This window comes from Mycobacterium avium subsp. avium, from assembly GCF_009741445.1.
Taxonomy (GTDB): Bacteria; Actinomycetota; Actinomycetes; order Mycobacteriales; family Mycobacteriaceae; genus Mycobacterium; species Mycobacterium avium.
In genome coordinates, this window is the sequence record NZ_CP046507.1 from 120,160 (window position 1) to 145,207 (window position 25,048).

Below are 25,048 nucleotides of genomic sequence, written 5' to 3' on the forward strand. Positions count from 1 at the left end.
GCACGGAAACGACGGATACCCGATCCGTCGACTATTGACCCAGCGCGTTTTGCATGGCCCCGGCCAGCACGTTCACCGCGGGCCCGGCATTGCCGGACTGGCACACTTTCGCCTGCAGCACCACGTTTTCACGCAGCCTGGTCTGATTGAAGCACCGGCGATCGGTGCCGGCTTCCTGCTTGGTCCAGTTCTCGTCGGCGGGACCGGCCGGGCCGCCGTCGAACGACCACACCTGGGTGCTGCCGTTGTCCAGGTGGATCGCGGTGGTCTGACCCGAACAGCCCACCGTTCGATCCACCACCCGATGAAAGGCGCGGTCCGCGGCGTCGTTGGTGGCGAACACCCCGACCGCCTGTTTGACCAGATGCGTCTGGTCGGTCGCCGAGGTCTGGGTGACGGCCCCGTTGAACGACGCCAGGTCGGGGTCGTTGAACACCTCCGGCAAGCCGATGTCGGCCCAGTTGTTGCACTCCGGCAGGTCCACCCAGTCGCTCTGCCCGGGCTGGGTGAACACCGACTCCCACCCCATGGGCCCGCCGACGATGTTGCCGACCGACCCCTTGCCCAGCACGGCGTAGTTCACCACGCCGGGCTCCGACGGGTGGGCGGCCGCGACCGGCAGCGCGACCGCGCCCGCGGCCGCCACGCCGACGAACAACACCGCCCCGCAAACCCGCGTGATCCGCATGGTCATGCAGCGATCATGCCAGGCGCCCCCGGCCTTGAGGACCCGGCTCAAGGGCACGGCTCGAGGGAGCGGCTTAAGGGCGCGGCGCGGGCGTGCTGGGAGCGGGGCTGACCGGCGACGGCTGCCCGGGGCCGCTGACGCCCGGGCCGGAGACCGGGCCGCCGGGGCCACCCGGGCCGCCGGGGGGCATCGGGATGATCAACCCCGGCCCGCCGGGCCAGGGCCCGTTGTCGGGTCCACCCGGGCCGCCGTACCACGCCCCGGAACCACCGGGACCGCCGGGCCAGGGCCCGTTGCCCGGACCCGGACCGCCGTACTGCCAGGGCCCGTTGCCCGGTCCGGGGCCGCCCGGATGAAAGACGCCGTGGTGATGGTGGCAGTGGTAGTAGCTGTGCTTCCAGATGAAGGCGCCGACGAAGAACACCGACGAGATGATGAACACGATGCCCGCGACGATCACCACCCAGGCCGCCGCCGTGTAGAGCCGCGGCGGCTTCACCCGCTCGGGCGGCGGCGGGGGCGGTGGAACTGCGGCGGCTGGGGTCGGCTCCGGAGTGGTCGGCTCAGCTTGCGGTTCGGGTGTCTCGCTCATGCCATGCCATATTGCCGCGCGCGCCAGGCACCCAACAGGGCCCCGCGGCAAATTGTTGCGAATCGAGACGCGGCGGTTACCCCGACGAACGGGTGGCCCGGCGCTCGCACGGAGCGCCGGGCCACGGGTTGGGTATCGGGTTTCAGTTGGTCAGGACGATGACGCTCGGGGCCTGCCCCAGCGCGCCGTGCGACGTCGCCGCGGAGTGGAAGACCGACGCCGGCAGCTGGTTCGGGGCCAGGCCGCTGGGGCGCACCGGCGACGGCGTGGCCGGCGCGGTGGACGTGCCCGGACCGGTCTGGCCGCCCTGACCGCCGGGTCCGCCCGGGCCGCCGAAGCTGCCGGGACCACCCGGGCCGCCGGGGCCGCGGTGATGCATCATCGCGTGGTGCTTGTGGTGGTGGTGGCCGTGATGGCCGCCGCGGTGGCCGAGGATGAAGCCGGTGAAGAAGATCACCGCGACGATGAACACGATGCCGGCGACGATCGCGACCCACGCGGCGACTTGGAAGACCCGCGGGGCCCGGTATGGCGCCGCGGCAGCGGGCGCCGGTGCAGTGGCGGTGGAGGTCCGCACAGTGGGGGTTTCAGATGTTTCACTCATGAGACAAATGATGAAGGCGTTAACAATAGCTGCGGCTATGCGCCGGTTATGTAGCAGCTGTGAACCAAAGCCACTGCTCAACAAGGCATATCGCCGACCCCGAGATTTCGAGGTTAGGGCTTCAACCTTGAAAACCAGGGGCGAATTTCAAGGTTGGCCCGGCTTGAACGGGTTCACCGCGAACTGGATGACCCGGTAGGGAGCGGCCACCCGCGCGCGGGTGTCCCACTGGCTCACGAAGATGCGCAGCTCGTCGAGCGTGGAGCCGGGCGAGATGTAGCCGCCGTAGGGCTGCGCGAGCCGGTTGTCGTAGGGCGGCGGCAGGCTTTCCGCCGGCTCGGGCCACTCGTCGTGCTGCACCACCGTGGTGACCGGCGCGTCACCCAGCATCCTCGGGTCGTCGGCGACCCGGACCTCCATGTTGCCCGTGGTGGCATTGAAATAACTCAGCACGGCCTTGCCGTCGATCTGCCGGATGCACATCTCGCCCACCGCGTCCGGCCACAGCGGGGTCGGCGGCTTCCCCCACCCGCCTTGCGGTCCGGCCGCCCAGCCCTGCCACCGGGACCGGTCGGTGAAGGCCTGCGGGGTCACCCGGTACAGCACGACCGGATCCCGGCGGGTGAAACTGTCGGCCACGATGTACACCCAGCCGCTCGGCGATTCCTCGGTGGGTATCGGGTCGTAATAGCCGCTGATCTGGGTCTGCGAGCCGCCCTGATACGAGGCGGGCCGCGTGGACCCCGGGATCGTCTGCCAGCCCGCCCGCACCGGTTCGGCGGTCACCAGCCGGGAGCTTTGCGGCTCAAGGTTTTTCGTGGTCGTCACCATCAGGTAGTTGCGCCGGTTGATCTGCACCACCCCGGCGGGCAGCTGCGAGGCGCCAGGCGGGGCGGGGTCGGCCAGCAGCGGATTGCTGATCCCGGTGACGCCGGTGTAGCGCACCCCGGCCGGGTCGTCGACGGACGCGGTGTCGACGCGCAGGGCCACCGGCGCATACCAGCCGCCGAATCCGACGCCCTGGCCCGCGAAGCTGTCGCCGCACACCTGCAGCAGTTCGGTGGGAAATTCCACGAACTCACACAGGTCGGTGGCGCCGATCCCGTAATCGCCTGTGGGAGTGCCGGTTCCGGCGGTGGGGCCGATGCGCAGCACCTGGCCGGGCGCCAGCGGGCCCACGATGGGTTCCGGTTCGGGCGCCGGCGGGTCGGCGCGCGCCGCGGTAAACCATTGCGGCGCAAGCAAAGTCAATGCAAGCGAACACCGCGCGACCAGTCGAGTGTGCGCGGCGCTCACCCGCGCCTCACAACTGAGCGGCCAGCAGCTCGGCGATCTGGATGGTGTTCAGCGCCGCGCCCTTGCGCAGGTTGTCACCGGAGATGAACAGGGCCAGGCCGCGCCCGTCGGGCACCCCCGGGTCGCGCCGGATCCGGCCGACCAGGGATTCGTCGACGCCGGCAGCCGCCAGCGGGGTCGGCACGTCGACCACCTTGACCCCGGGCGCGCCGTCGAGCAGCTCGCGGGCCCGCTCCGGGGACAGCGGCCGGGCGAATTCGGCGTTGATCGACAGCGAGTGCCCGGTGAACACCGGCACCCGCACGCAGGTCCCGCTGACCGCCAGGTCGGGGATGCCCAGGATCTTGCGGCTCTCGTGCCGCAGCTTCTGGTCCTCGTCGGTCTCGCCGGAGCCGTCGTCGACCAGCGACCCGGCCAGCGGCACCACGTTGAAGGCGATCGGCGCGACGTAGGTCTGGGGCGCCGGGAACGACGCCGCGCGCCCGTCGTGCACCAGCTGCTCGGCGCCGTCGATGACCGCGCGCGCCTGGGTGGCCAGCTCCTCGACCCCGGCGATCCCGCTGCCGGACACCGCCTGGTAGCTGGACACCACCAGGCGTTGCAGCCCGGCCTCGTCGTGCAGCACCTTGAGCACCGGCATGGCGGCCATGGTGGTGCAGTTCGGGTTGGCGATGATGCCCTTGGGGCGACGGTGCGCGTCCCTCTCGAAGTTGACCTCGGACACCACCAGCGGCACGTCGGGGTCCTTGCGCCACGCCGACGAGTTGTCGATCACCGTCACCCCGGCCGCGGCGAACCGCGGCGCCTGCACCAGCGACATGGTCTTGCCGGCGGAGAACAGCGCGATGTCCAGACCTGTCGGGTCGGCCGTCGCGGCGTCCTCGACCTCGATCTCGGCGCCCCGGAATTCCAGCTTGCGGCCCTGCGAGCGCGACGACGCGAAGAACCGCACCGAGGTCGCCGGGAAGTCACGCTCGTCGAGCAGCCGGCGCATCACCTGGCCGACCTGGCCGGTGGCGCCAACAACTCCAATAGCAACCATCTATCTGCCCGTCCCCGCATACACCGTGGCGGTCTCCGCGCCGCCGAGCCCGAACGCCTCGTGCAACGCCACCACGGCCTTGTCCAGTTCCGTGTCGCGGCACAGCACCGAGATCCGGATCTCGGAGGTGGAGATCAGCTCGATGTTGACGCCCACCTGCGCCAGCGCCTCACAGAAGGTGGCGGTGACGCCCGGGTGGCTGCGCATGCCGGCCCCGATCAGCGACACCTTGCCGATGTGGTCGTCGTAGAGCAACTGGGTGAACCCGATCTCGTCCTTCAGCGCGTCCAGCTTCGCCACCGCGGTGGGCCCGGCCTCGCGCGAGCAGGTGAAGGTGATGTCGGTCTTGCCGTCCTCGACCTTGGAGACGTTCTGCAGCACCATGTCGATGTTGACGTCGGCGTCGGCGACGGCCCGGAACACCCGCGCCGCATAGCCGGGAATGTCGGGGATGCCGACGACGGTCACCTTGGCCTCGCTGCGGTCGTGCGCGACTCCGGTCAGGATGGGGTCTTCCATGGGCTTGTCCTTGATCGATCCGACGACGACGGTGCCTTCCTTGTCCGAGTACGAGGACCGGACATGCACCGGAATGTTGTAGCGGCGGGCATATTCCACGCAGCGCAGCATCAAGACCTTGGCGCCGCAAGCCGCCATCTCGAGCATCTCCTCGAAGGTCACCGTGTCCAGCTTGCGGGCGTTGTGCACGATCCTGGGGTCGGCGGAGAAGATGCCGTCGACGTCGGTGTAGATCTCGCAGACGTCGGCGCCCAGCGCCGCGGCCAGGGCGACGGCCGTGGTGTCCGAGCCGCCGCGGCCCAGCGTGGTGACGTCCCGGGTGTCCTGGCTGACGCCCTGGAACCCGGCCACCAGCACGATGCGGCCCTCGTCCAGCGCGGCCTGCAGCCGTCCCGGCGTGACGTCGATGATCTTGGCGTTGCCGTGCGTGCCGGTGGTGATCACCCCGGCCTGCGAGCCGGTGAACGAACGCGCCTGGGCGCCCAGCGACTCGATCGCCATCGCCACCAGCGCGTTGGAGATCCGCTCGCCGGCGGTCAGCAGCATGTCCAGTTCGCGCGGCGGCGGGGCCGGACACACCTGCTGGGCCAGGTCCATCAGGTCGTCGGTGGTGTCACCCATCGCGGAGACGACGACCACCACGTCGTTGCCCTGCTTCTTGGTGGCGACGATGCGCTCGGCCACGCGCCGGATCCGATCGGCGTTGGCCACCGAGGATCCGCCGTACTTCTGCACGACGAGCGCCACCTTTTTCCTGCCTCTCCGGGCCTGCGCACTGGTATTTCGGGAATAAGTCCACAACAGAATACGTGCCCCCGCATGGTGATTTACGTCGCGATACCGGGTGGCCCGGCCTGCGCGGGCGCCGCGGTCCCGGCGGCATTTTCGCCACGGCGCCAATCGCGGTAAAGTTGCCGACGTGCAGCGGGTGCTCCTCCTCGGACGCCGCGACGGGGTCTGATTCCAGACCGGCTTCCCGTCGCGGGTGTTCGCGATGCGCCGGTCTGAGGTTCCTTCTGATATCCTCGGAGCAATCACCGTGACTTCCCATCCCGACGCCTTCAGCTCGTCCCGCAGCATCGTCAAACCCGCCGGCCCGCCCGGCCCCGGACAGCCGGCCTGGAACCCCCAGCGCGGTTCCTCGATGCCGGTCAACCGGTACCGGCCGTTCGCCGAGGAGGTCGAGCCGATCCGGCTGCCCGACCGCACCTGGCCCGACAAGGTCATCGACCGTGCCCCGCTGTGGTGCGCGGTGGACCTGCGCGACGGCAACCAGGCGCTGATCGACCCGATGAGCCCGGCCCGCAAGCGCCGCATGTTCGACCTGCTGGTCCGCATGGGCTACAAGGAGATCGAGGTCGGCTTCCCGTCGGCCAGCCAGACCGACTTCGACTTCGTCCGCGAGATCATCACCGAGGGCGCCATTCCCGACGACGTCACCATTCAGGTGCTGACCCAGTGCCGGCCGGAACTGATCGAGCGCACCTTCGCCGCGTGCCAGGGCGCGCCGCAGGCCATCGTGCACTTCTACAACTCGACGTCAATCCTGCAGCGGCGCGTGGTATTTCGCGCCGACCGGGCCGCGGTGCAGGAGATCGCCATGGCCGGCGCCCGCAAGTGCGTCGAGGAGGCCGCCAAGTACCCCGAGACGCGGTGGCGGTTCGAGTACTCGCCGGAGTCCTACACCGGAACCGAACTGGAGTACGCCAAGCAGGTGTGCGACGCGGTCGGCGAAATCATAAGGCCCACACCGGAAAACCCGATCATCTTCAACCTGCCCGCCACGGTGGAGATGGCCACCCCCAATGTGTACGCCGACTCCATCGAGTGGATGAGCCGCAATCTGGCCCGCCGCGACTCCATCATCCTGAGCCTGCACCCGCACAACGACCGCGGAACCGCCGTCGCCGCAGCGGAATTGGGCTATGTGGCCGGCGCCGACCGGATCGAGGGCTGCCTGTTCGGCAACGGCGAACGCACCGGCAACGTGTGCCTGGTGACGCTGGGTCTGAACCTGTTCTCCCGCGGCGTGGACCCGCAGATCGACTTCTCCAACATCGACGAGATCCGCCGCACGGTGGAGTACTGCAATCAGCTGCCGGTGCACGAGCGGCACCCCTACGGCGGCGACCTGGTCTACACCGCGTTCTCCGGCAGCCACCAGGACGCCATCAACAAGGGCCTGGACCAGATGAAGATCGACGCCGACGCCGCCGACACCGACGTCGAGGACATGCTCTGGCAGGTGCCGTATCTGCCGATCGACCCCAAGGACGTCGGGCGCACCTACGAGGCGGTGATCCGGGTGAACTCGCAGTCCGGCAAGGGCGGGGTGGCCTACATCATGAAGGCCGATCACGGCCTGGCCCTGCCGCGCCGGCTGCAGATCGAGTTCTCCCAGGTGATCCAGAAGATCAGCGAGGGCGAGGGCGGCGAGGTCAGCCCCAAGGAGATGTGGGACGCGTTCTTCGAGGAGTACCTGGCCCCGGTGTGGCCGCTGGAGCGGGTCAAGCAGCGCGTCGACGCCTCCGACGAGGACAGCGGCATCACCAGCATCTCCGCGACGGTCAAGATCAACGGGGAGCAGACCGAGATCAACGGGACCGGCAACGGCCCGCTGGCCGCGTTCGTGCACGCGCTCGCCGGGGTCGGGTTCGACGTGGCGGTGCTGGACTACTCCGAGCACGCCATGAGTTCGGGCGACGACGCGCAGGCCGCCGCGTATGTGGAGGCGTCGGTCAACGGTCGGACGGTGTGGGGTGTCGGCATCGCCCCGTCCATCACCACCGCCTCGTTGCGCGCGGTGGTGTCGGCGGTCAACCGCGCCGCCCGCGCCTGATCAGAACAGCGCCAGCTGCGGATCGGGCGTGGCGTCGGTGAACTCGTCCATGCTGGTGCCGCCGATGACGGCGCGAACGCAGTCCAAAAACTGCGCGTCGGAGATCACCGGCACCCCCAATTGCCGGGCCAGATAGCCTTTGCCGTGCTCGGCGGCGGGGTCGTTGCACACCACCAGCGAGGTCTCCCGGTCCACGGTGTCGCTGTAGGCCAGCCCGGCGTGCAGGATCCGCTCGACGAGTTCTTCGTGCGTGCGCTCGACCTCGGCGGCCAGTGCGACGCGCATGCCCTGGACGAGTGGCCGGCCGCCCACGTAGGGGCCCGGGTTGAGATAGGGGCAGGGCATCCGGGAAGCCAGCACCTTCAGCGGGCGCAGCTCGTCGTGGGTGACGCGGCCGTTGGGCCAGCGGCGGCGGGTCACCGGATGCACCGGCAGCCAGATGTCGCGTTCCCGGGCCCGCTGCAGCGCCGAGGCCAGCACGCCGGTCAGCACCATGGCGTCGTCGAAGGCGTCGTGCGGCCGCTGCTGGGTCACGCCCCAGTGCGCCGCCAGCGTCTCCAGCCGCAGGTTGTCGATGCCCAGGTCCAGCCGCCGGGCCAGCTCGACCGTGCACATCACGGTGTCGACGGGAAGTTCGATGCCGGCGAGTTCGGCCTCGGCGGCGAGGAAGGCGTAGTCGAAGGCCACGTTGTGGGCGACCAGGGTGCGGCCGCGCAGCACCTCGACCACGTCGCCCGCGATGTCGGCGAACTGCGGCTGGTCTTCCAGCATGGCGGCGGTCAGGCCGTGCACGTGGGTGGGGCCCGGATCCACGCCCGGGTTGAGCAGGCTCACCACCGACTGCTCGACCTTGCCGCCGGCGTCCAGCCCGAGCACCGCAAGGCTGATGATGCGAGCCTGACCCGGGCGAAAGCCCGAGGTCTCGACGTCGATGACGGCCCATCCCGCGTCCGGCTCGCTGGCCGGACGACCCCAGCACACCGCGCTCATGCACTGAGGATGGCACGGGCGACCGACATCACCGGTGTCACACGGCGCCGTGTCGGCGTTCGAATCGATCCGGGAGGGCGACCCGCTGCGCCCGGCGACAAGCGCCGCGCTTGCGATCGCCCTCAACTCGATGAGGGCGACCCGCTGCGCCCGGCGACAAGCGCCGCGCTTGCGATCGCCCTCAACTCGATGAGGGCGACCCGCTGCGCCCGGCGACAAGCGCCGCGCTTGCGATCGCCCTTAAACTCTCCGGGTGCTGACCACCCGTGCCCGCCTGGCCCTGGCCGCGGGGGCGAGCGCGCGCTGGGCGTCCCGGGTGACCGGCCGCGGCGCCGGCGCCATGATCGGCGGGCTGGTCGCGATGACGCTGGACCGCTCGGTGCTGCGGCAACTGGCCACCGGCCGGCGCACCGTCGTCGTCACCGGCACCAACGGCAAGTCGACCACCACCCGGATGACCGCCGCCGCCCTGGCCACCATGGGATCGGTGGCCACCAACGCCGAGGGCGCCAACATGGACGCCGGCCTGGTCGCGGCGCTGGCCGCCAACCGCGGCGCCCGGCTGGCCGCCCTGGAGGTCGACGAGATGCACGTGCCGCACGTGTCCGACGCCGTCCGCCCGGGCGTCGTCGTGCTGCTCAACCTGTCCCGCGACCAGCTGGACCGGGTCGGCGAGATCAACGTCATCGAGCGGACCCTGCGCGCCGGCCTGGCCCGGCACCCGGACGCGGTCGTCGTGGCCAACTGCGACGACGTGCTGATGACCTCGGCGGCCTACGACAGCCCCAACGTGGTGTGGGTGGCCGCCGGCGGCTCCTGGGCGAACGATTCGGTGAGCTGCCCGCGCAGCGGCGAGGTGATCGTCCGCGAGCAGGGGCATTGGTATTCCACCGGCGCCGACTTCAAGCGGCCCAGCCCGCACTGGTGGTTCGACCCACAGGACGGCGGCAACCTGTACGGCCCCGGCGGTGTGGCGCTGCCGATGCGGTTGGCGCTACCGGGCGCGGTGAACCGCGGCAACGCCGCCCAGGCCGTGGCGGCCGCGGTCGCGTTGGGCGCCGATCCGGCGGCGGCGGTGACGGCCGTGTCGACGGTCGACGAGGTCGCCGGCCGGTATCGCACGGTGCGGGTCGGCGGGCACGACGTCCGGATGTTGCTGGCCAAGAATCCGGCGGGCTGGCAGGAAGCGCTGTCGATGGTGGACCCGCACGCCGACGGGGTGGTCATCTCGGTCAACGGCCGGGTACCCGACGGCGAGGACCTGTCCTGGCTGTGGGACGTGCGCTTCGAGCACTTCAACGACGCGTTCCAGACCACCCCGGTGGTGGCCGCCGGGGAGCGCGGCACCGACCTGGCGGTGCGGCTCGGGTACGCGGGTGTCGAGCACACCCTGGTGCACGACACCGTCGCCGCCATCGAGTCCTGCCCGCCCGGGCGGGTGGAGGTCGTCGCCAACTACACCGCGTTCCTGGCGCTGCAACGAGCGTTGGCGCGCCATGGCTGATTCGGTCGTGCGGATCGGGCTGGTGCTGCCCGACGTGATGGGCACCTACGGCGACGGAGGCAACGCGCTGGTGCTGCGGCAGCGACTGCGGCTGCGCGGCATCGACGCGGAGATCGTCGAGCTCACGCTGGCCGACCCGGTGCCCGAGTCGTTGGACCTCTACACGCTGGGCGGGGCCGAGGACTACGCGCAGCGGCTGGCCACCCGGCATCTGCTGCGCTACCCGGGCCTGCAGCGCGCCGCCGAACGCGGCGCGCCGGTGCTGGCGATCTGCGCGGCCGTCCAGGTGCTCGGGCACTGGTATGAGACGTCGGCCGGGGAGCGGGTCGACGGCGTGGGCATGCTGGACGCGACGACCTCTCCGCAGGACGCCCGCCACATCGGCGAGCTGGTCACCAAGCCGCTGCTGGCCGGCTTGACCGAGCCGTTGACCGGTTTCGAAAACCACAGGGGCGGAACGGTTTTGGGCCCCGCCGCCGCTCCCCTGGGCGCGGTGGTCAAGGGTGCGGGCAACCGCGCCGGAGACGGTTTCGACGGGGTGGTGCAGGGGTCGGTGGTCGCCACCTACATGCACGGGCCGTGCCTGGCCCGCAACCCGCAGCTGGCCGACCTGCTGCTGGGCAAGGTGGTCGGCGGGCTGCCCGAGCTGCAGATGCCCGAGGTGGAGTTGCTGCGCCGGGAGCGGCTGGCCGCCCGCTGAGCGGCCGAAAACCCTCAGACCATGGCGCGGCGGCCGGCCAGCGCGCGGCCCAGCGTCAACTCGTCGGCGAACTCCAGATCGCCGCCCATCGGCAGCCCGGAGGCGATGCGGGTCACGGTCAGGCCGGGAATGTCGCGCAGCATCCGCACCAGGTAGGTGGCCGTCGCCTCGCCCTCGGTGTTCGGGTCGGTGGCGATGATCACCTCGGTGATGTCGACGTCGTCGACCCGCTCCCCGATCCGGCTGAGCAGCTCGCGGATCCGCAGCTGATCGGGGCCCACCCCGGACAGCGGATCGAGCGCACCGCCCAAAACGTGGTAGCGGCCGCGGAATTCGCGGGTGCGCTCGACGGCCTGCACGTCTTTGGGCTCCTCGACCACGCACACCACCGACGCGTCGCGGCGGGGGTCGGAGCAAATCCGGCAGCGCTCGTCGTCGGAGACGTTGCCGCACACCGCGCAGAACCGCACCCCGTCGCGGACCCTGGCCAGCACCGCGGTCAGCCGGTCGATGTCGGGCGGTTCGACCGACAGCAGATGAAAGGCGATGCGCTGGGCGCTTTTGGGCCCGATACCCGGCAGCTTGCCCAGCTCGTCGATCAGGTCCTGGACGGGTCCCTCAAACATGTCGGCCCTGGAATCTACCCGGACGCTAAACGCCCGGCGCCGGCGCCGGAGGCTGCCCGGGCGGCGCGCCGAACCCGCCGGCCAGGGACCCGAGCCGCTCCTGGGCCATCCGGGTGACCTGCTTGGACGCGTCGGCCATGGCGCCGACGACCAGGTCCTGCAGGGTCTCGACGTCCGACGGGTCGACGACGGAGGGATCGATCTTGACCGCGACCACCTCGCCGCTGCCCTTGACGACGACCTTGACCAGACCCCCGCCGGCCTGACCGTGCACCTCGGCGTTGGCCAGTTGCTGCTGGGCCTCCATGAGCTTTTGCTGCATCTGCTGCGCCTGGGCCAGCAGCGCGGACATATCGCCTCCGGGTCCGGGTTGCATGACAGTCCCCTCGCGTCTTGGTCTCGACTTGGTTTCGCTCGGAGTCTCCGGCGATTCGGAACACCCAGCGTAGACCGCGCGACGTTACCTTGGCGCCGTGGACCTACGACTGAGCAGACGTGTCGGGATCAAAGTGGCGGTCGGTGCGCTGGTTGCTGCGTCGACGGCGATCATTCCGACCGCGGCCCCGGCCGCGTGGGGGGTGCCGTCCAACATCGCCGGCATGGTGGTGTTCATCGACCCGGGCCACAACGGCTCCAACGACGCGTCCATCAACCGCCAGGTGCCCACCGGGCGCGGCGGCACCAAGGACTGTCAGGCCAGTGGGACGGCGACCAACACCGGCTACCAGGAGCACACCTTCACCTGGGACACCGCGCTTCGGGTGCGCGCCGAGCTGACCGCGCTGGGGGTGCGCACGGCCCTGGCCCGGGCCAACGACACCGGGCTGGGCCCCTGCGTCGATGAGCGCGCCAACATGGCCAACGCGTTGCACCCCAACGCGATTCTGTCCATCCACGCCGATGGCGGACCGCCGTCGGGCCGCGGCTTCCACGTCAACTATTCGGCCCCGCCGCTCAACCAGGTGCAGGCCGGGCCGTCGGTGCAATACGCCCGGATCATGCGCGACCAGATGCAGGCCTCGGGCATCCCGCCGGCCAACTACATCGGCCAGAACGGGCTGTACGGGCGCTCGGACCTGACCGGCCTGAACCTGGCGCAGTACCCGTCGATCCTGGTCGAGTGTGGCAACATGAAGAACCCCGCGGATTCGGCGCTGATGGAGTCGGCCGAGGGCCGGCAGAAGTACGCCGACGCGATGGTCCGCGGCGTCGCGGGCTTCCTGGGCTCCCAGGGCCAGGCCCGCTAGCTCTCCAGCTCCCTCTTCAGGTTGGCCAGCACCTCGCCCTGAATCTTCTTCAGCCCCAACGGCGCAAAGGTTTTCTCGAAGAAGCCCTTGACGCCGCCGGCGCCGGTCCAGGTGGTCTTGACGGTGACGCTGGAGCCGGGCCCGGCCGGTGCCACCGTCCAGTTGGTCACCATGGACGAATTGGCGTCCTTCTCGATCACGGTGTGCCCGGCCACGTCGACGTCGACCTGCACGTCGCGGACCCGCGACTTGGTGGCTTGCAGCTTCCACTTGGCGACCGTGCCGGCCCCCTGCCCGCCCTGCAGCACCTGGTAGTCGCTGTATTGCGGGGAGAGGATTTTCGGGCGGACGGTCTGGTAGTCCGCGACGGCGGCAAGGGTTGCCGCCGGGTCGGCGTTGATCAAGATGGTGCTGTCTGCGCTCACCTGTCCCACGGCGGCCCCTCCTGCTGATGGTTTCCCCGATACCGCCGCTCACGACGGGTGCACGGGCTGTTGTCGAAGACTAGGGTATATCTGGTGCCAGTCCTTGGATCCGCACTCTCGGCCCACCAGGCCGGCGTCGACCGGTTGCTGGAAAGTTATCGGTCCATCCCGGCAACGTCGGCCGTCCGGCTGGCCAAGCCGTCGTCAAACCTGTTCCGCGCCCGCACCAAACGCGACGCGCCCGGACTGGACACCTCCGGGCTGACCGGGGTGCTGGGGGTGGATCCGGAGACCCGCACCGCCGACGTGGCGGGCATGTGCACCTACGAGGACCTGGTGGCCGCGACCCTGCCGTACGGGCTGTCGCCGCTGGTGGTGCCCCAGCTCAAGACGATCACCCTCGGCGGCGCGGTGAGCGGCCTGGGCATCGAATCGGCGTCGTTCCGCAACGGTCTGCCGCACGAGTCGGTGCTGGAGATGGACATCCTCACCGGCGCCGGCGAATTGCTCACCGCGTCGCGCACCCAGCACGCCGACCTGTTCCGCGCCTTCCCGAATTCCTATGGCACGCTTGGGTATTCGACCCGGCTGCGGATCGAGCTGGAGCCGGTCGCGCCGTTTGTGACCTTGCGCCACATCAGGTTTCACGCGCTGGCTGACCTGATCGCGGCGGCCGAACGCATCATCGACACCGGCGGCCACGCCGGCACGCCGGTGGACTATCTCGACGGCGTGGTGTTCAGCGCCGACGAGAGCTACCTGTGCGTGGGCCGGCGGACCACCACCCCCGGCCCGGTCAGCGACTACACCGGGCAACACATCTACTACCAGTCGATCCGGCACGACTCCCCGGGCGACGAGCCCACCAAGGACGACCGGCTGACCATGCACGACTACATCTGGCGCTGGGACACCGACTGGTTCTGGTGCTCGCGTGCGTTCGGCGTGCAGAACCCGCGGGTGCGGCGCTGGTGGCCGCGCCGCTATCGGCGCAGCAGCGTCTACTCCAAGCTGGTCTCGCTGGACCGGCGCTTGCGCATCTCGGACCGCATCGAGGCCCGCAACGGCCGTCCACCCCGCGAGCGGGTGGTGCAGGACGTCGAACTGCCGGTGGAACGGACCTTCGAATTCCTGGAGTGGTTCCTCGAAACGGTGCCGATCACCCCGATCTGGTTGTGCCCCTTGCGGTTACGCGACCACGACGGCTGGCCGCTGTACCCGATGCGCCCGGATCACACCTATGTCAACGTCGGCTTCTGGTCGTCGGTGCCCGCCGGTGCGACCGAGGGCGCCACCAACCGGCTGATCGAAGCCAAGGTGAGCGAGCTGGACGGGCACAAGTCGCTGTACTCCGACTCCTTCTATACCCGCGAGGAGTTCGACGAGCTCTACGGCGGCGAGGCGTACAACACCGTCAAGAAGACCTACGACCCCGATTCTCGTTTACTCGACCTCTACGCGAAGGCGGTACAACGGCGATGACGACCACCAAACAACCGCACCGGTCGCGGACCGGCAAGCTCAGCATGGCCGAGATTCTGGAGGTCTTCGCCGCGACCGGCCGCCACCCGCTGAAGTTCACCGCGTACGACGGCAGCACCGCCGGCAGCGAAGACGCCGAGCTGGGCCTGGATCTGCGCAGTCCGCGCGGGGCCACGTATCTGGCGACGGCGCCGGGCGAGCTCGGCCTGGCCCGCGCCTACGTGGCCGGCGACCTGCAGGCCTATGGCGTGCATCCGGGTGATCCGTACCGGCTGCTCAAGACGCTGACCGATCGGGTGCAGTTCAAGCGGCCGCCGGCCCGGGTGCTGGCCAACGTCGTCCGCTCGATCGGGTTCGAGCGGTTGTTGCCGGTGGCCCCGCCGCCGCAGGAGACGCGCCCCCGGTGGCGCCGGATTGCCGACGGACTGATGCACACCAAGGCCCGCGACGCCGAGGCCATCCACCACCACTACGACGTCTCCAACCGGTTCTACGAATTGGTGCTGGGCCCGTCGATGACCTACACCTGCGCGGTGTACCCGCACCCCGACGCGACGCTGGAAGAGGCGCAGGAAAACAAGTACCGGCTGATCTTCGACAAGTTGCGGTTGGCCCCAGGCGACCGGCTGCTCGACGTCGGCTGCGGCTGGGGCGGCATGGTGCGCTACGCGGCGCGCCGCGGGGTGCGGGCGATCGGCGCCACCCTGTCGGCCGAGCAGGCGAAGTGGGCGCAGCGCCGCATCGACGACGAGGGGCTCGGCGACCTGGCGCAGGTGCGCCACTCCGACTACCGCGACGTCGCGGAAACCGGTTTCGACGCGGTGTCCTCGATCGGGTTGACCGAGCACATCGGCGTCAAGAACTACCCCGCCTACTTCGGGTTCCTGAAGAGCAAGCTGCGCACCGGCGGTCTGCTGCTCAACCACTGCATCACCCGGCACGACAACACCTCGACGTCGTTCGCCGGCGGGTTCACCGATCGCTACGTGTTCCCGGACGGCGAGCTGACCGGGTCGGGCCGCATCACCTGCGCGATCCAGGACGTCGGCTTCGAGGTGCTGCACGGCGAGAACTTCCGGCACCACTACGCGATGACGCTGCGCGACTGGTGCCGCAATCTGGTCGAGCACTGGGACGCCGCCGTCGACGAGGTCGGGTTGCCGACCGCGAAGGTGTGGGGTCTGTACATGGCGGCCTCGCGAGTTGCCTTCGAGCAGAACAACCTTCAGCTGCATCACGTGCTGGCGGCGAACGTCGACGCGCGCGGCGACGACGACCTGCCGCTGCGGCCGTGGTGGTCGCCCTAACAGGGAGGTGCTCAGCTCCCGTCGATGCGGCGGGCGCCCAACTCGTTCTGCAGCAGCTCCAGCGCGGCCTCTTCCGGGTCGCGGCGCGCCGCCGGCTCGTCGCGCACCGCCTCGGCCAGCATGTGCTCTTCCTCGTCACGCCGGGCCGAATCCGGTTCGGGGACGGGCTGTTCCGGCTTGGGGTGCGGCGGGCCGGCCGTCGCCGGCGCCGGTGAGCCGGCCTCACAGCGCACCCGCCAGTTGACGCCCAGCGCATCCTTGAGCGCCTCGGCGATGACGTCGGCGTTGCGCTGTTCGCAGAGCCGCTTGGCCAGGGGTGCCGATTCATGCGTCAGCACCAGCGTGTTGTCCTCGATCGCCCGAACGGTGGCGCCGGCCAGCATCACCTCGGTGGTGCGGCTGCGCTGACGGACCTTGTCGCGCACCGTCGACCACATGCTTCGCACCGCGGCGGCATTGAGTTCCCCTGGCGCGGACGGGGTTTCGGAGGCCCGCGCCGGCTCCGGCGCCGGCTTGGGCTCCGGCGTGGGTTCGGCCCTCGGCTCCGGCCTGGCCTCGGGCTGGGGTTCCGGCTCGTGCTCGGGCTTGGCCGCCGCCGGCTCGGGCTTGGACGCCGGCTTGGGCGCCGCGGACGGCCGGGTGAACCGCACCGGCTGCTCGACCGGCTCGGCCGGCGTCGACCCCGCGGGAATGGACATGTCCAGCCGGGTCTCGATCCGCTCGACCCGTTGCAGCAGCGCGGTTTCGGTGTCGCTGGCCGAGGGCAACAGCAGCCGGGCGCACACTACCTCGAGCAGCAGCCGCGGCGCCGTCGCACCCCGCATCTCGCCCAGCCCTGCCTGCACCACCTCGGCGTAACGGGTCAGGGTCGCCGGGCCGATCCGGGTGGCCTGGTCACGCATCCGCTCCAGCACGTCCTCGGGAGCGTCCACCACGCCGCGGCTGGCCGCATCGGGGACGGCCTGCAGCAGGATCAGGTCGCGGAACCGCTCGAGCAGGTCGGTGGCGAAGCGCCGCGGATCATGCCCGGCGTCGATCACCGACTCCACCGCGCCGAACAGCGCCGCGGCGTCGCCGGCCGCCAGGGCGTCCACGGCGTCGTCGATCAGCGCCAGGTCGGTGGCCCCGAGCAGGCCCAGCGCCCGCTGGTAGGTGACGTGCCCGCCCTCGGCGCCCGCGACCAGCTGGTCCAGCACCGAGAGCGTGTCACGTGGCGAGCCGCCGCCGGCGCGGATCACCAGCGGGTACACCGCGTCGTCGACGACGACGCCCTCTTGTTCGCAGATCCGCCCGATCAGCGCCCGCATGGTCTTGGGCGGCAGCAGCCGGAACGGGTAGTGATGGGTGCGCGACCGGATCGTCGGCAGCACCTTCTCCGGTTCGGTGGTGGCGAAGATGAAGATGAGGTGCTCGGGCGGCTCCTCGACGATCTTGAGCAGCGCGTTGAACCCCGCGGTGGTCACCATGTGCGCCTCGTCGACGATGAACACCCGGTAGCGCGACTGCGCCGGCGCGTAGAACGCCCGGTCGCGCAGCTCGCGGGTGTCGTCCACGCCGCCGTGGCTGGCCGCGTCCAGCTCGACCACGTCGATGCTGCCGGGCGCGTTGGGCGCCAGCGCCAGGCACGAGTCGCACACCCCGCACGGCGTGGCCGTCGGCCCCTGCACGCAGTTCAGCGAGCGGGCCAGGATGCGCGCCGAGGAGGTCTTCCCGCAGCCGCGCGGACCCGAGAACAGGTAGGCGTGGTTGATCCGGCCGGCTTCCAGCGCGATCGACAGGGGTTCGGTGACGTGCTCCTGCCCCACCACTTCGGCGAAGGTTGCCGGACGGTATTTGCGGTAGAGGGCCACGGTCAGCAGGCTACCGGGGCCGGCCGACGACGATGCGGGCCCGCCAAGGTCTGCTGAGGAGTCGGACAATCGGGCAGCGTCCGACGACGATGCGGGCCCGCCAAGGTCTGCGGGCATCGAGTGTGCGGCAGCGGCTTCCAGTGTGAATCTACGGCGGGCCCGCCCGGCGTGTCGTCGCCGTCATGCAACAGTCGAAGCCGTCAGATCACACCCGATCGCGAGCCAGCAACGACTCCGAGGCCGCCAGCAGCGCGCAGGTGGCCAGGCCGTCGACCGCGTCGCGCAGATCGGGCAGCGACGGGAAGGTAGGCGCGATCCGGATGTTCGTGTCGTTGGGGTCTTTCCGATACGGGAACGACGCACCCGCCTCGGTGACCGCGATGCCGGCGTCCTTGGCCAGCGCGACGGTCCGCTTGGCCGTGCCGGGCAGCACGTCGAGGCTGATGAAGTAGCCGCCCTTGGGCTCGGTCCACGAGGCGATCTTGGAGTCGCTGAGCCGCTGGTCGAGGATCTCGAGCGCCAGCGCGAATTTCGGCGCCAGGATCTGCTGGTGGCGCAGCATGTGCAGCCGCACCCCGTCGGCGTCGCGGAAGAAGCGCAGGTGCCGCAGCTGGTTGACCTTGTCCGGTCCGATCGACTTCTTGCCCGCGTATTGCAGGTACCAGGCGATGTTGCCCAGCGAGCCGCCGAAGAAGCTCACCCCGGCGCCGGCGAAGGTGATCTTGGAGGTGGACGCGAACACGTAGGGCCGGTTCGGGTTGCCGGCCGCGGCTGCCAGCCCCAGCACGTCGACCTGCCGGATGAAGTCGTGCGTGAGCGTGTGCACCGCGTACGCGTTGTCCCAGAACAGCCGGAAGTCGGCCGCCGCGGTGCGCATCTGGACCAGCCGCAGCACCGTGTCCCAGGAGTACGTGACCCCGGTGGGGTTGCCGAACACCGGCACCGTCCACATGCCCTTGATGGCGGGGTCGGCGGCGACCAGCTCCTCGATCAGGCCGACGTCGGGCCCGTCGGACAGCATCGGGACGGGGATCATCTCGATGCCCATCGTCTCGGTGATGGCGAAGTGCCGGTCGTAGCCGGGGACCGGGCACAGGAACTTGACGCTCGGTTCGTCCTTCCAGGGCCGCTGCGAGTCGACGCCGCCGTAGAGCATGGAGAAGGCGACCAGGTCGTGCATCAGCTCCAGGCTGGAGTTGTTGCCCGCGATGAGGTTTTGCACCGGGATGCCGAGCAGCTCGCCGAAGATCGCGCGCAGTTCCGGCAGGCCGTGCAGGCCGCCGTAGTTGCGGGTGTCGGTGCCCTCGCTGTCGCGGTAGTCGTCGCCGGGCAGGGACAGCAGGGCGTTGGACAGGTCGAGCTGCGCGGGCGCCGGTTTGCCGCGGGTCAGGTCCAGCGACAGCTTCTTGGCCTGCAGGTCCGCGTAGCCCTGCTGGTGGCGGGCGTGCACTTCGGCGAGTTCGGCAGGGGTGAGGGACTCCAGCGACACCATGGCTATTGCGGGCCCTTTCGCCGTCCGACCGGGTGGAATCCGTGGCGATCGCAAGCGCGGCGGAGCCGGGCGTAGCGGGTCGCCACTCATCGAATCCAGTGGCGATCGCAAGCGCGGCGGAGCCGGGCGTAGCGGGTCGCCACGCATCGAAGGTAGGGGACCCCGCGCACCCGACAGAGCCCGTTGACCCTTGCTGCCTTCCGGCCCTGGGGGAGTTCACAGGATAGACGCCGCGCGGGGTCCACCCAGAGTCTAATACCCGACCCGGAGCAACTGGCGGCGGCGGTCAGGCGCTCGGTTACCATGGCCACGGAGGATTCGCCTAGTGGCCTATGGCGCTCGCCTGGAACGCGGGTTGGGTTAATAGCCCTCGCGGGTTCAAATCCCGCATCCTCCGCCATTGGTCCGCCCAGCGGACGCGCACAACGTGGGCCGGCTCCAGCCGGTCTTGCATGAGGAGGCTTATGGGGCGCAAGGTCGCCATCCCGTGGCACGCGTCATTTTCGATCGCTGCCGGCGTCCTCTACTTCTTCTTCGTGTTGCCCCGCTGGCCCGAACTGATGGGTGACACGACGCATTCGCTGGGGACGGCGCTGCGGATCGTGGCGGGTGTGCTGGTCGCGCTGGCGGCGCTGCCGGTGGTGTTCACCCTGTTGCGCACCCGCAAGCCCGAGCTGGGCACGCCGCAGCTGGCGTTGTCGCTGCGGGTCGCCTCGATCGTGGCGCACGTGCTGGCCGGGTTGTTGATCATCGGGACGGCGGTCAGCGAGATCTGGCTGAGCCTGGATGCCGCCGGCCGGTGGTTGTTCGGGATTTACGGCGCGGCCGCCGCGATCGCGCTGCTCGGCATTTTCGCGTTCTACCTCTCGTTCGTCGCGGAACTGCCACCGCCGCCGCCCAAACCGATCAAGGCCAAGAAGCCCAAGAAGCGCCGGCTGCGTCGCAAGAAGGCCGGCGAAGAGGTGGAGACGGCCGAAACGGCTGAAGCGGAAGAGGCCGAGGCGGAAGAGGCCGACGAGACCGAAGCGGCGCAGACCGTCACGGCCGAAACCGAAGCAGCCGAAGCAGCCGGGGAAACCGAAGCAGCCGAAGACACCGCCGAGGCCGAGAAGCCCGCCGCAAACGAGCCCGAAGCCGAGACGCTCGTGGCCGAGGACAGCGACGAATCGCGGGCCAAGCTGCGCAACCGCCGCCCGACGGGCAAGGGCACGCACCGGATGCGGCGCCGGCGCACCCGGGCCGGCGTCGCGGTCGACCAAACCGCCGAGCAGTCCGGCGACGACGCCGACGAGGACTAGCGCGCCACCGCCAGCAGCACCGGAATCGGCGTGTTCTCGTCGGTGTGATAACTCGCGCACACCCGGTGATAGCCGTCGGCGATCTGCAACGGGACACCGGCCAGGAAGTCGCCGCGCACCAACAGGATCGGCGACAGCGGTAGGCCCTTCTCGATCTTGGTGAGGTCCGCGGCGACGTGCGGGTTGTCCACCGGCAGCAGGTCCAGCCGCGCCGCCCGCAGAATGTCCTTCGCCTTGCGCTGCATCACCGTGGCGCGCTTGAGCTTCTTGATCACCTTCTTCACGGTCTGCGCGTCCGCGAGCATGCTCAGGTAATCGGCTGCCGCCGGAAAGTCATGGGCCTCAGGGGCTTCCAGCCATTTCACGCTGAGCATCGCGTGCCTCCCGTCACCCGCGCCGACACCGAGGCAGCCTACCGCCTGGGCGCCCCGAAATTTGGGATCGGTAGTGATCCGGGCGGTCTGTACTGACGCCAGGACGACGCCATCGGGGCGGCGCACGAAGGAAGGAACCACACGTGAAACGTCTACTCGCAGCTGCGACGGGGACCTTGGGCTGCGCTGCGGCCGCGGTGACGCTGGTCGGCTGCTCGAGCGGCGGCCACTCGGCCGCTCCGGCATCGAGCACCGCGCCCAGCGCCTCCACCGGCACCAACGCACAGGTCAAGGTGGGCGGCGCCGACCTGCCGGGCGTCAACCCCGCCTCGGTCACCTGCGTGCGCACCGGCGGCAAGATCGACATCGGCAGCGGCTCCACCGGCGGCGCCCAGCAGGCGCTGGCCGTGGTGCTGACCGACGAGGCCACCCCGAAGGTCGAGTCGCTGGCGCTGGTCGTCGACGGCAACGCGCTGGCGGTCAGCAACAACATGGGCGCCAAGGTGGGGTCGGCCGACGTCGCGGTCGACGGCAAGACCTACACCATCACCGGCCAGGCGCAGGGCGCCGACATGAAGAACCCGATGGCCGGGATGATCACCAAGGACTTCAGCATCAAGGTGTCCTGCGGCTGATCGGTTGCGGCCCACGAGCGGCGGACGTGCCTCACTCACGCGTCCGCCGCTCGCGGTTCGGCCGACCAGAGCACCGCCCCGGTCTTATGATGCAGCCGTGTCGATCCCGGACGGGCTGCAGCGGGCCCGCCGCATGGCGTTAGCGGCCGACGAGGCCGGCGCCCGCGATCTGCTGCTGTCCCTGATACCGCGCATCGAACGGGACGACCGAGACGATCTCATGCTGGAAGTGCTTGCCCAGCTTGGCGAGATCTACCTGGCGCGCGGCGCCGACGACGGCGTCGAGGAATCGATCCGGCGCATCCAAGACTGCCTGGCCGCCTATGCGAGCATGCCCGCCGACGCCGAGAACGCGCGCATGATCTGCCGCTACTCGCGGCGGGCCAGGTTCCTGCAAACGGGTTTGGCCGCCGCACGCGGCGACCACGAAGGCGCCGCGGCGGCCCTGGACCTGTTGAGCGACACCGGCAGCGAATTCCCCGAGCTCGCCGCCGAACACGCGCAGCTGTGCGCTCGCGCGCGGGTGCTGTGCGCCACCGCGCTGTGCGACGACGACCTGCACGTGCAATCGGTTCCGTTGTGGGACAAGATACTTGAGCACATCGGCGACAGCGGCGACGACGACGAGAACGCCGATCACCTGTGGGTCACCGCGGCCACCGGATACGGCAGGTTCTGCGTCGAAACGGGGCGGTTGGCCGAAGCCGAGCCGTGGTTACGCCGCGCCGAGGCGCGGGCCGACGCCCACGGCTGGGAATTAGCCAGGGCCAGAGCACAATTGGAGCGGGCCACGGCGCGCTGGGCGGCCAACGACCATGCCGGCACCGAACAGCTGGTGTCGCAGGCCTATCCCGTCATCGCCCGGCATGCCCGCGCGCACGACGTCGCACGCTGCTGGCTGTACCTGGGACTCACCCGGCTGGGGTCGGGCGCCCTGGAAGCCGCCGACGAATGCTGGGAACACGCCGAGCGGCACTGGCGCGAGTTGGGAAAGCCGCTGCACCTTCATCGTATTCTGTTGCAGCGCAGCTGGATAGCGATCTTCTGGAGTCGCTTCGCCGACGCCGTCGAGCTGATCGCCCAGGCCCGGGAACTGCTGGACTCCTCACCGCGCAGCAGCTGGCTGCAGTACGCGCAACTGGACAGTCATCTCGGAACGGTGTGGCGCGCCGACGCTCTGGCGGACCTGGGTTTCGACAGCTCCGGCGCCCCCGAGGAGTCGCTGCAGGAGACCGAGGCGCGCCAGGCCGAGGGCCTCGGCATCCTGCGCGGCGAGGTCGGCACACCGGAATACCGGCGCGGCATGAGCAAGCTGCAGCAGGCGGCGGAGTTGAAAGTGCCCGCCGCGCTGGCGGTCGACTCGGTGCGGTATTCGATCGCTGACGCCGACGCGCGAGCACGCTGGGCCACCACCATCGCGGCGCCCATCCTGGCCGGCGCGTTCGCGGTGGCCTGGGAGTGGGAGAACACGGCGCTCATCAGTGAGCTGGTGGAATACCACAGCGCGCGAGGGACTTTCGAGGCCCTGCAGCGCCCGCAGACCGGCGAATGGGCGTCCACGGCCGTCGCGTCGGTTCCGCTGGACACCGGCGCCGAGCCCGCCGCGCTGGCCGCCGCCGGGCCGCCGGTGGCCGGCGGTGTGTCGCTGACCCGGCTGGGGCCGTTGCCGCCGTTGCGGATGCACCCGGGCGAGGCGCCGATCCTGGACCACTACCGCATGCTGGCCGTGCAACGCTACGGGCGCGCCGTCACCGCCGACGAGCCGGCCTGGTCGACGTGGCCGTGACCGAATCCGGCCGGCTGACACTGGTACTGCGCTACGCCGACCTCGGCATCGCCACCTACGCCAGCCTGCGGATCGTCGGGCAGCCCGAGCGGACCGTCGCCTGGGTGGTGGAGGAACCGCTGCTGCTGGCCGCCCTGCAGGAGCTCGCCGCAGCGTTGCCCGAGCCGCACGACGCCGAGAATCGGCGTGCCGCCATCGGCCGCGCGCTGAGCACCGGGGCCTTCGCCGCACCGGACACCGAACTCACGCTCGCCTACATCCTGGGCGTGCTGCTGATCGGCAGCGCGGGCTGGCAGCTGTTGACCGAATGTGTGTCGTCGCCGCGGGCGGTGCTGTTCGTCTCGCCCAGCGCGCGGCTGGCCCGGGTGCCCTGGGGGCTGCTGGCGATCCCGAAATCGGGGCCCAGCAAGGAGGAGCTGGTGCGCGCCCGCCAGGACGCGATCACCGCCGCCGGGCGCGCTGCGGCCCAAATCCCTTGGCGTCTAGTGGATTTGGCGGCACTGACCGACGGGCATCGGCTGATGGAACTGGTCGAGGTGCTGATGGCGGTACCCCCCAACATTGTGCACGCGCCGCGGACGGCCACCGAATGGGACGCCCGGCGCGACGGGCCGCCGTTGCTGGTGCTCGACCCGCGGGTGCCCGGGCAGCGGCCGGACTCCGCGCTCGGGTCGGTGCTGGGCAGGCCGTCGCCGGACACGCCGGTCGGCCGGCACTTCGCCGAGCTGATGCGGCGGCGACCCGTGCTGCCGCGGGTCGACGCGGTGGTCGACTTGTTCCGCCGGCGCGACGCCGACCGCCGCTGGCTGGCCGGGCTGTTGGCCCGATCCCCGTGCCGGCTGCTCTATGTCGGGCATGCCAGTTCGGCGGACGACGATCACCGGCACGGCGGCCGCGCCGATCGGGCGGCCCTGCATCTGGCCGACCCGGCGGCGGTGCCCGGCGACGCCAACGCCATCGGCGATCACCGGCCGCTGACCGCCTCGGATTTGATGGCGCTGCGGTTGCCGATGCCGCCGCGGGTGGCGCTGCTGGCCTGCGGGTCGGGCGGCGACTATCAGTTCGACGAGGCGACCGGTCTGGTGGCGGCGATGATCCTGAACGGGGCGCAGCTGGTGACCGCTACGCTGTGGTCGCTGCCGACGACCGCCGCCTACCGGCAATTCGCGATGCCGGCCCGCGGATCCCCCGAATCCGTCGACCCGATGGCCGATCTGGTGTCCGCCGTCGACACCGCGCACGACGCTCCCGCAGACGCCGGGTGCGCGCTGAACCGGTGGCAGCGCGCCCAGATGCGACGCTGGCGCGACGGGGATCGTGTTGCCAGCCCGCTGTATTGGGCCGCACTGGCCACCTTCACCGTCGATGGTGCGCGCTAGTGCTACAGCGCCGCCACCCATGCCGCATGCACGGCCAGCACGTCGTCGGGCAGCGAAAGCTCCTCGCGGGCAGCGGGATCGAAGGCGACCAGCACAACCAGCCCGGGCCGCAGCACGGACAGGTCCAGGTCGGCATCGCAGCGCGCCAGCTTGCCGATGAACGTCTCCCCCGACACGGCCACCACCTCGATGAAGACCTGACGCTTGACCTTGCGCACGGTGCCGACTCCGACGGTGCGGTTACTGACGTCCCGGCGGCGGCGGGATTTGAGCCAGTCGGCCAGCCGCAGCAGTGTGTTCATCCGCTCAGGGTGACGCGGCCGATCGGCTACCGAACCCAACTTCGCGGCTGCCGCAACCGTTGCGCCGGCCC

Annotated in this window: 24 protein-coding genes, 1 tRNA gene and 1 other RNA gene; 11 read left to right on the forward strand and 15 right to left on the reverse strand. The window is 70.3% G+C overall.

Going from position 1 to position 25,048, the window contains the following annotated elements; genetic code table 11:
* Positions 1 to 31 precede the first annotated feature (31 nt).
* The 6 genes from MAA44156_RS00620 to MAA44156_RS00645 all read right to left on the reverse strand — a co-directional run bounded on the left by MAA44156_RS00620 (position 32) and on the right by MAA44156_RS00645 (position 5,488).
* The gene (locus MAA44156_RS00620; protein WP_031351799.1) at positions 32 to 694 is read right to left on the reverse strand and encodes a sensor domain-containing protein; all 663 of its coding nucleotides are present in this window, start codon (positions 692 to 694) and stop codon (positions 32 to 34) included.
* Between the two features lie 67 nt (positions 695 to 761).
* A complete protein-coding gene (locus tag MAA44156_RS00625; RefSeq protein WP_029248354.1) occupies positions 762 to 1,280 on the reverse strand; it encodes a hypothetical protein in 519 nt (172 codons plus the stop codon).
* Positions 1,281 to 1,422: 142 nt separating this feature from the next.
* Complete coding sequence (locus MAA44156_RS00630; protein WP_009974611.1) at positions 1,423 to 1,857, reverse strand: hypothetical protein; 435 nt, start codon at positions 1,855 to 1,857, stop codon at positions 1,423 to 1,425.
* A gap of 174 nt (positions 1,858 to 2,031) precedes the next feature.
* The gene (locus MAA44156_RS00635) at positions 2,032 to 3,180 is read right to left on the reverse strand and encodes a DUF4185 domain-containing protein (protein WP_003873357.1); all 1,149 of its coding nucleotides are present in this window, start codon (positions 3,178 to 3,180) and stop codon (positions 2,032 to 2,034) included.
* A gap of 7 nt (positions 3,181 to 3,187) precedes the next feature.
* Positions 3,188 to 4,222, reverse strand: a complete 1,035-nt coding sequence (locus MAA44156_RS00640; protein ID WP_009974608.1) for an aspartate-semialdehyde dehydrogenase — start codon at positions 4,220 to 4,222, stop codon at positions 3,188 to 3,190.
* Positions 4,223 to 5,488, reverse strand: a complete 1,266-nt coding sequence (locus tag MAA44156_RS00645) for an aspartate kinase (RefSeq protein WP_003877007.1) — start codon at positions 5,486 to 5,488, stop codon at positions 4,223 to 4,225.
* Between the two features lie 247 nt (positions 5,489 to 5,735).
* On the opposite strand from MAA44156_RS00645, the gene leuA reads away from it, so the two are divergent.
* Positions 5,736 to 7,580: a 2-isopropylmalate synthase gene (gene leuA, locus MAA44156_RS00650; RefSeq protein WP_409231154.1), complete on the forward strand. Its 1,845-nt coding sequence runs from the start codon at positions 5,736 to 5,738 to the stop codon at positions 7,578 to 7,580.
* Here the strand turns inward: leuA and MAA44156_RS00655 are convergent, their stop codons facing one another.
* Complete coding sequence (locus tag MAA44156_RS00655) at positions 7,581 to 8,570, reverse strand: DEDDh family exonuclease (protein WP_003877008.1); 990 nt, start codon at positions 8,568 to 8,570, stop codon at positions 7,581 to 7,583. It abuts the gene before it with no gap.
* A gap of 253 nt (positions 8,571 to 8,823) precedes the next feature.
* Here MAA44156_RS00655 and MAA44156_RS00660 point away from each other — a divergent pair, with 253 nt between their 5' ends.
* Both MAA44156_RS00660 and MAA44156_RS00665 read left to right on the forward strand, forming a co-directional pair.
* On the forward strand, positions 8,824 to 10,074 hold the full coding sequence (locus tag MAA44156_RS00660) for a Mur ligase family protein (RefSeq protein ID WP_009974606.1): 1,251 nt from the start codon (positions 8,824 to 8,826) through the stop codon (positions 10,072 to 10,074).
* Positions 10,067 to 10,774 (forward strand): type 1 glutamine amidotransferase, encoded by a 708-nt coding sequence (locus tag MAA44156_RS00665; protein WP_009974605.1) that lies wholly within the window; start codon positions 10,067 to 10,069, stop codon positions 10,772 to 10,774. The genes MAA44156_RS00660 and MAA44156_RS00665 overlap by 8 nt, the downstream gene beginning before the upstream one ends.
* 14 nt (positions 10,775 to 10,788) lie before the next feature.
* Here MAA44156_RS00665 and recR read toward each other — a convergent pair whose 3' ends face one another.
* Together recR and MAA44156_RS00675 are read right to left on the reverse strand one after the other, a co-directional pair.
* Positions 10,789 to 11,400: a recombination mediator RecR gene (recR, locus tag MAA44156_RS00670; RefSeq protein WP_003873365.1), complete on the reverse strand. Its 612-nt coding sequence runs from the start codon at positions 11,398 to 11,400 to the stop codon at positions 10,789 to 10,791.
* Positions 11,401 to 11,425: 25 nt separating this feature from the next.
* On the reverse strand, positions 11,426 to 11,776 hold the full coding sequence (locus MAA44156_RS00675; RefSeq protein ID WP_010948819.1) for a YbaB/EbfC family nucleoid-associated protein: 351 nt from the start codon (positions 11,774 to 11,776) through the stop codon (positions 11,426 to 11,428).
* Between the two features lie 97 nt (positions 11,777 to 11,873).
* On the opposite strand from MAA44156_RS00675, the gene MAA44156_RS00680 reads away from it, so the two are divergent.
* A complete protein-coding gene (locus tag MAA44156_RS00680) occupies positions 11,874 to 12,647 on the forward strand; it encodes an Rv3717 family N-acetylmuramoyl-L-alanine amidase (protein WP_010948820.1) in 774 nt (257 codons plus the stop codon).
* Here MAA44156_RS00680 and MAA44156_RS00685 read toward each other — a convergent pair.
* Positions 12,644 to 13,081 (reverse strand): SRPBCC family protein, encoded by a 438-nt coding sequence (locus MAA44156_RS00685; protein WP_009974602.1) that lies wholly within the window; start codon positions 13,079 to 13,081, stop codon positions 12,644 to 12,646. The two genes, MAA44156_RS00680 and MAA44156_RS00685, sit on opposite strands and share 4 nt — an antisense overlap.
* 81 nt (positions 13,082 to 13,162) lie before the next feature.
* On the opposite strand from MAA44156_RS00685, the gene MAA44156_RS00690 reads away from it, so the two are divergent.
* Together MAA44156_RS00690 and MAA44156_RS00695 are read left to right on the forward strand one after the other, a co-directional pair.
* Positions 13,163 to 14,554 carry an FAD-binding oxidoreductase gene (locus MAA44156_RS00690; RefSeq protein WP_196244246.1) on the forward strand — a complete coding sequence of 464 codons (1,392 nt, stop codon included), beginning with the start codon at positions 13,163 to 13,165 and terminating at the stop codon, positions 14,552 to 14,554.
* Positions 14,551 to 15,861: a class I SAM-dependent methyltransferase gene (locus MAA44156_RS00695; RefSeq protein ID WP_003873371.1), complete on the forward strand. Its 1,311-nt coding sequence runs from the start codon at positions 14,551 to 14,553 to the stop codon at positions 15,859 to 15,861. Before MAA44156_RS00690 ends, MAA44156_RS00695 begins: the two co-directional genes overlap by 4 nt.
* Before the next feature lie 11 nt (positions 15,862 to 15,872).
* Here MAA44156_RS00695 and MAA44156_RS00700 read toward each other — a convergent pair whose 3' ends face one another.
* The 3 genes from MAA44156_RS00700 to ffs form a co-directional block, all read right to left on the reverse strand.
* A complete protein-coding gene (locus tag MAA44156_RS00700; protein WP_009974600.1) occupies positions 15,873 to 17,711 on the reverse strand; it encodes a DNA polymerase III subunits gamma/tau in 1,839 nt (612 codons plus the stop codon).
* A 205-nt stretch (positions 17,712 to 17,916) separates the two neighbouring features.
* The gene (locus tag MAA44156_RS00705) at positions 17,917 to 19,200 is read right to left on the reverse strand and encodes an aspartate aminotransferase type Ic (RefSeq protein ID WP_029248353.1); all 1,284 of its coding nucleotides are present in this window, start codon (positions 19,198 to 19,200) and stop codon (positions 17,917 to 17,919) included.
* Positions 19,201 to 19,354: 154 nt separating this feature from the next.
* Positions 19,355 to 19,449: signal recognition particle sRNA small type (gene ffs / locus MAA44156_RS00710), an RNA gene on the reverse strand.
* Between the two features lie 65 nt (positions 19,450 to 19,514).
* On the opposite strand from ffs, the gene MAA44156_RS00715 reads away from it, so the two are divergent.
* Positions 19,515 to 19,603 (forward strand) — tRNA-Ser (locus tag MAA44156_RS00715).
* Between the two features lie 64 nt (positions 19,604 to 19,667).
* Entirely contained in the window at positions 19,668 to 20,501 is an 834-nt protein-coding gene (lucA, locus tag MAA44156_RS00720) for a lipid uptake coordinator LucA (RefSeq protein ID WP_009974598.1), read from the forward strand.
* On the opposite strand, the gene MAA44156_RS00725 is transcribed toward lucA, so the two are convergent.
* Entirely contained in the window at positions 20,498 to 20,875 is a 378-nt protein-coding gene (locus MAA44156_RS00725) for a hypothetical protein (protein WP_003873375.1), read from the reverse strand. The genes lucA and MAA44156_RS00725 overlap by 4 nt on opposite strands.
* Positions 20,876 to 21,051: 176 nt before the next feature.
* On the opposite strand from MAA44156_RS00725, the gene MAA44156_RS00730 reads away from it, so the two are divergent.
* From MAA44156_RS00730 to MAA44156_RS00740, 3 genes are all read left to right on the forward strand, one after another.
* A complete protein-coding gene (locus MAA44156_RS00730) occupies positions 21,052 to 21,510 on the forward strand; it encodes a lipoprotein LpqH (RefSeq protein ID WP_003877012.1) in 459 nt (152 codons plus the stop codon).
* Positions 21,511 to 21,607: 97 nt separating this feature from the next.
* Positions 21,608 to 23,296 (forward strand): ATP-binding protein, encoded by a 1,689-nt coding sequence (locus tag MAA44156_RS00735; protein ID WP_033725044.1) that lies wholly within the window; start codon positions 21,608 to 21,610, stop codon positions 23,294 to 23,296.
* Positions 23,287 to 24,675, forward strand: a complete 1,389-nt coding sequence (locus MAA44156_RS00740; protein WP_009974597.1) for a CHAT domain-containing protein — start codon at positions 23,287 to 23,289, stop codon at positions 24,673 to 24,675. The genes MAA44156_RS00735 and MAA44156_RS00740 overlap by 10 nt, the downstream gene beginning before the upstream one ends.
* Before the next feature lie 2 nt (positions 24,676 to 24,677).
* Here MAA44156_RS00740 and MAA44156_RS00745 read toward each other — a convergent pair whose 3' ends face one another.
* On the reverse strand, positions 24,678 to 25,016 hold the full coding sequence (locus tag MAA44156_RS00745) for a hypothetical protein (RefSeq protein WP_023864238.1): 339 nt from the start codon (positions 25,014 to 25,016) through the stop codon (positions 24,678 to 24,680).
* Positions 25,017 to 25,048 lie beyond the last annotated feature (32 nt).

Excerpts from the sequence above, each read along its gene's own strand:
- MAA44156_RS00620 (WP_031351799.1), bottom strand. The coding sequence starts at position 694 with ATGACCATGCGGATCACGCGGGTTTGCGGGGCGGTGTTGTTCGTCGGC.
- MAA44156_RS00625 (WP_029248354.1), bottom strand. The coding sequence starts at position 1,280 with ATGAGCGAGACACCCGAACCGCAAGCTGAGCCGACCACTCCGGAGCCG.
- MAA44156_RS00640 (WP_009974608.1), bottom strand. The coding sequence starts at position 4,222 with ATGGTTGCTATTGGAGTTGTTGGCGCCACCGGCCAGGTCGGCCAGGTG.
- leuA (WP_409231154.1), top strand. The coding sequence starts at position 5,736 with ATGCGCCGGTCTGAGGTTCCTTCTGATATCCTCGGAGCAATCACCGTG.
- MAA44156_RS00655 (WP_003877008.1), bottom strand. The coding sequence starts at position 8,570 with ATGAGCGCGGTGTGCTGGGGTCGTCCGGCCAGCGAGCCGGACGCGGGA.
- MAA44156_RS00665 (WP_009974605.1), top strand. The coding sequence starts at position 10,067 with ATGGCTGATTCGGTCGTGCGGATCGGGCTGGTGCTGCCCGACGTGATG.
- recR (WP_003873365.1), bottom strand. The coding sequence starts at position 11,400 with ATGTTTGAGGGACCCGTCCAGGACCTGATCGACGAGCTGGGCAAGCTG.
- MAA44156_RS00675 (WP_010948819.1), bottom strand. The coding sequence starts at position 11,776 with ATGCAACCCGGACCCGGAGGCGATATGTCCGCGCTGCTGGCCCAGGCG.
- MAA44156_RS00695 (WP_003873371.1), top strand. The coding sequence starts at position 14,551 with ATGACGACCACCAAACAACCGCACCGGTCGCGGACCGGCAAGCTCAGC.
- lucA (WP_009974598.1), top strand. The coding sequence starts at position 19,668 with ATGGGGCGCAAGGTCGCCATCCCGTGGCACGCGTCATTTTCGATCGCT.
- MAA44156_RS00725 (WP_003873375.1), bottom strand. The coding sequence starts at position 20,875 with ATGCTCAGCGTGAAATGGCTGGAAGCCCCTGAGGCCCATGACTTTCCG.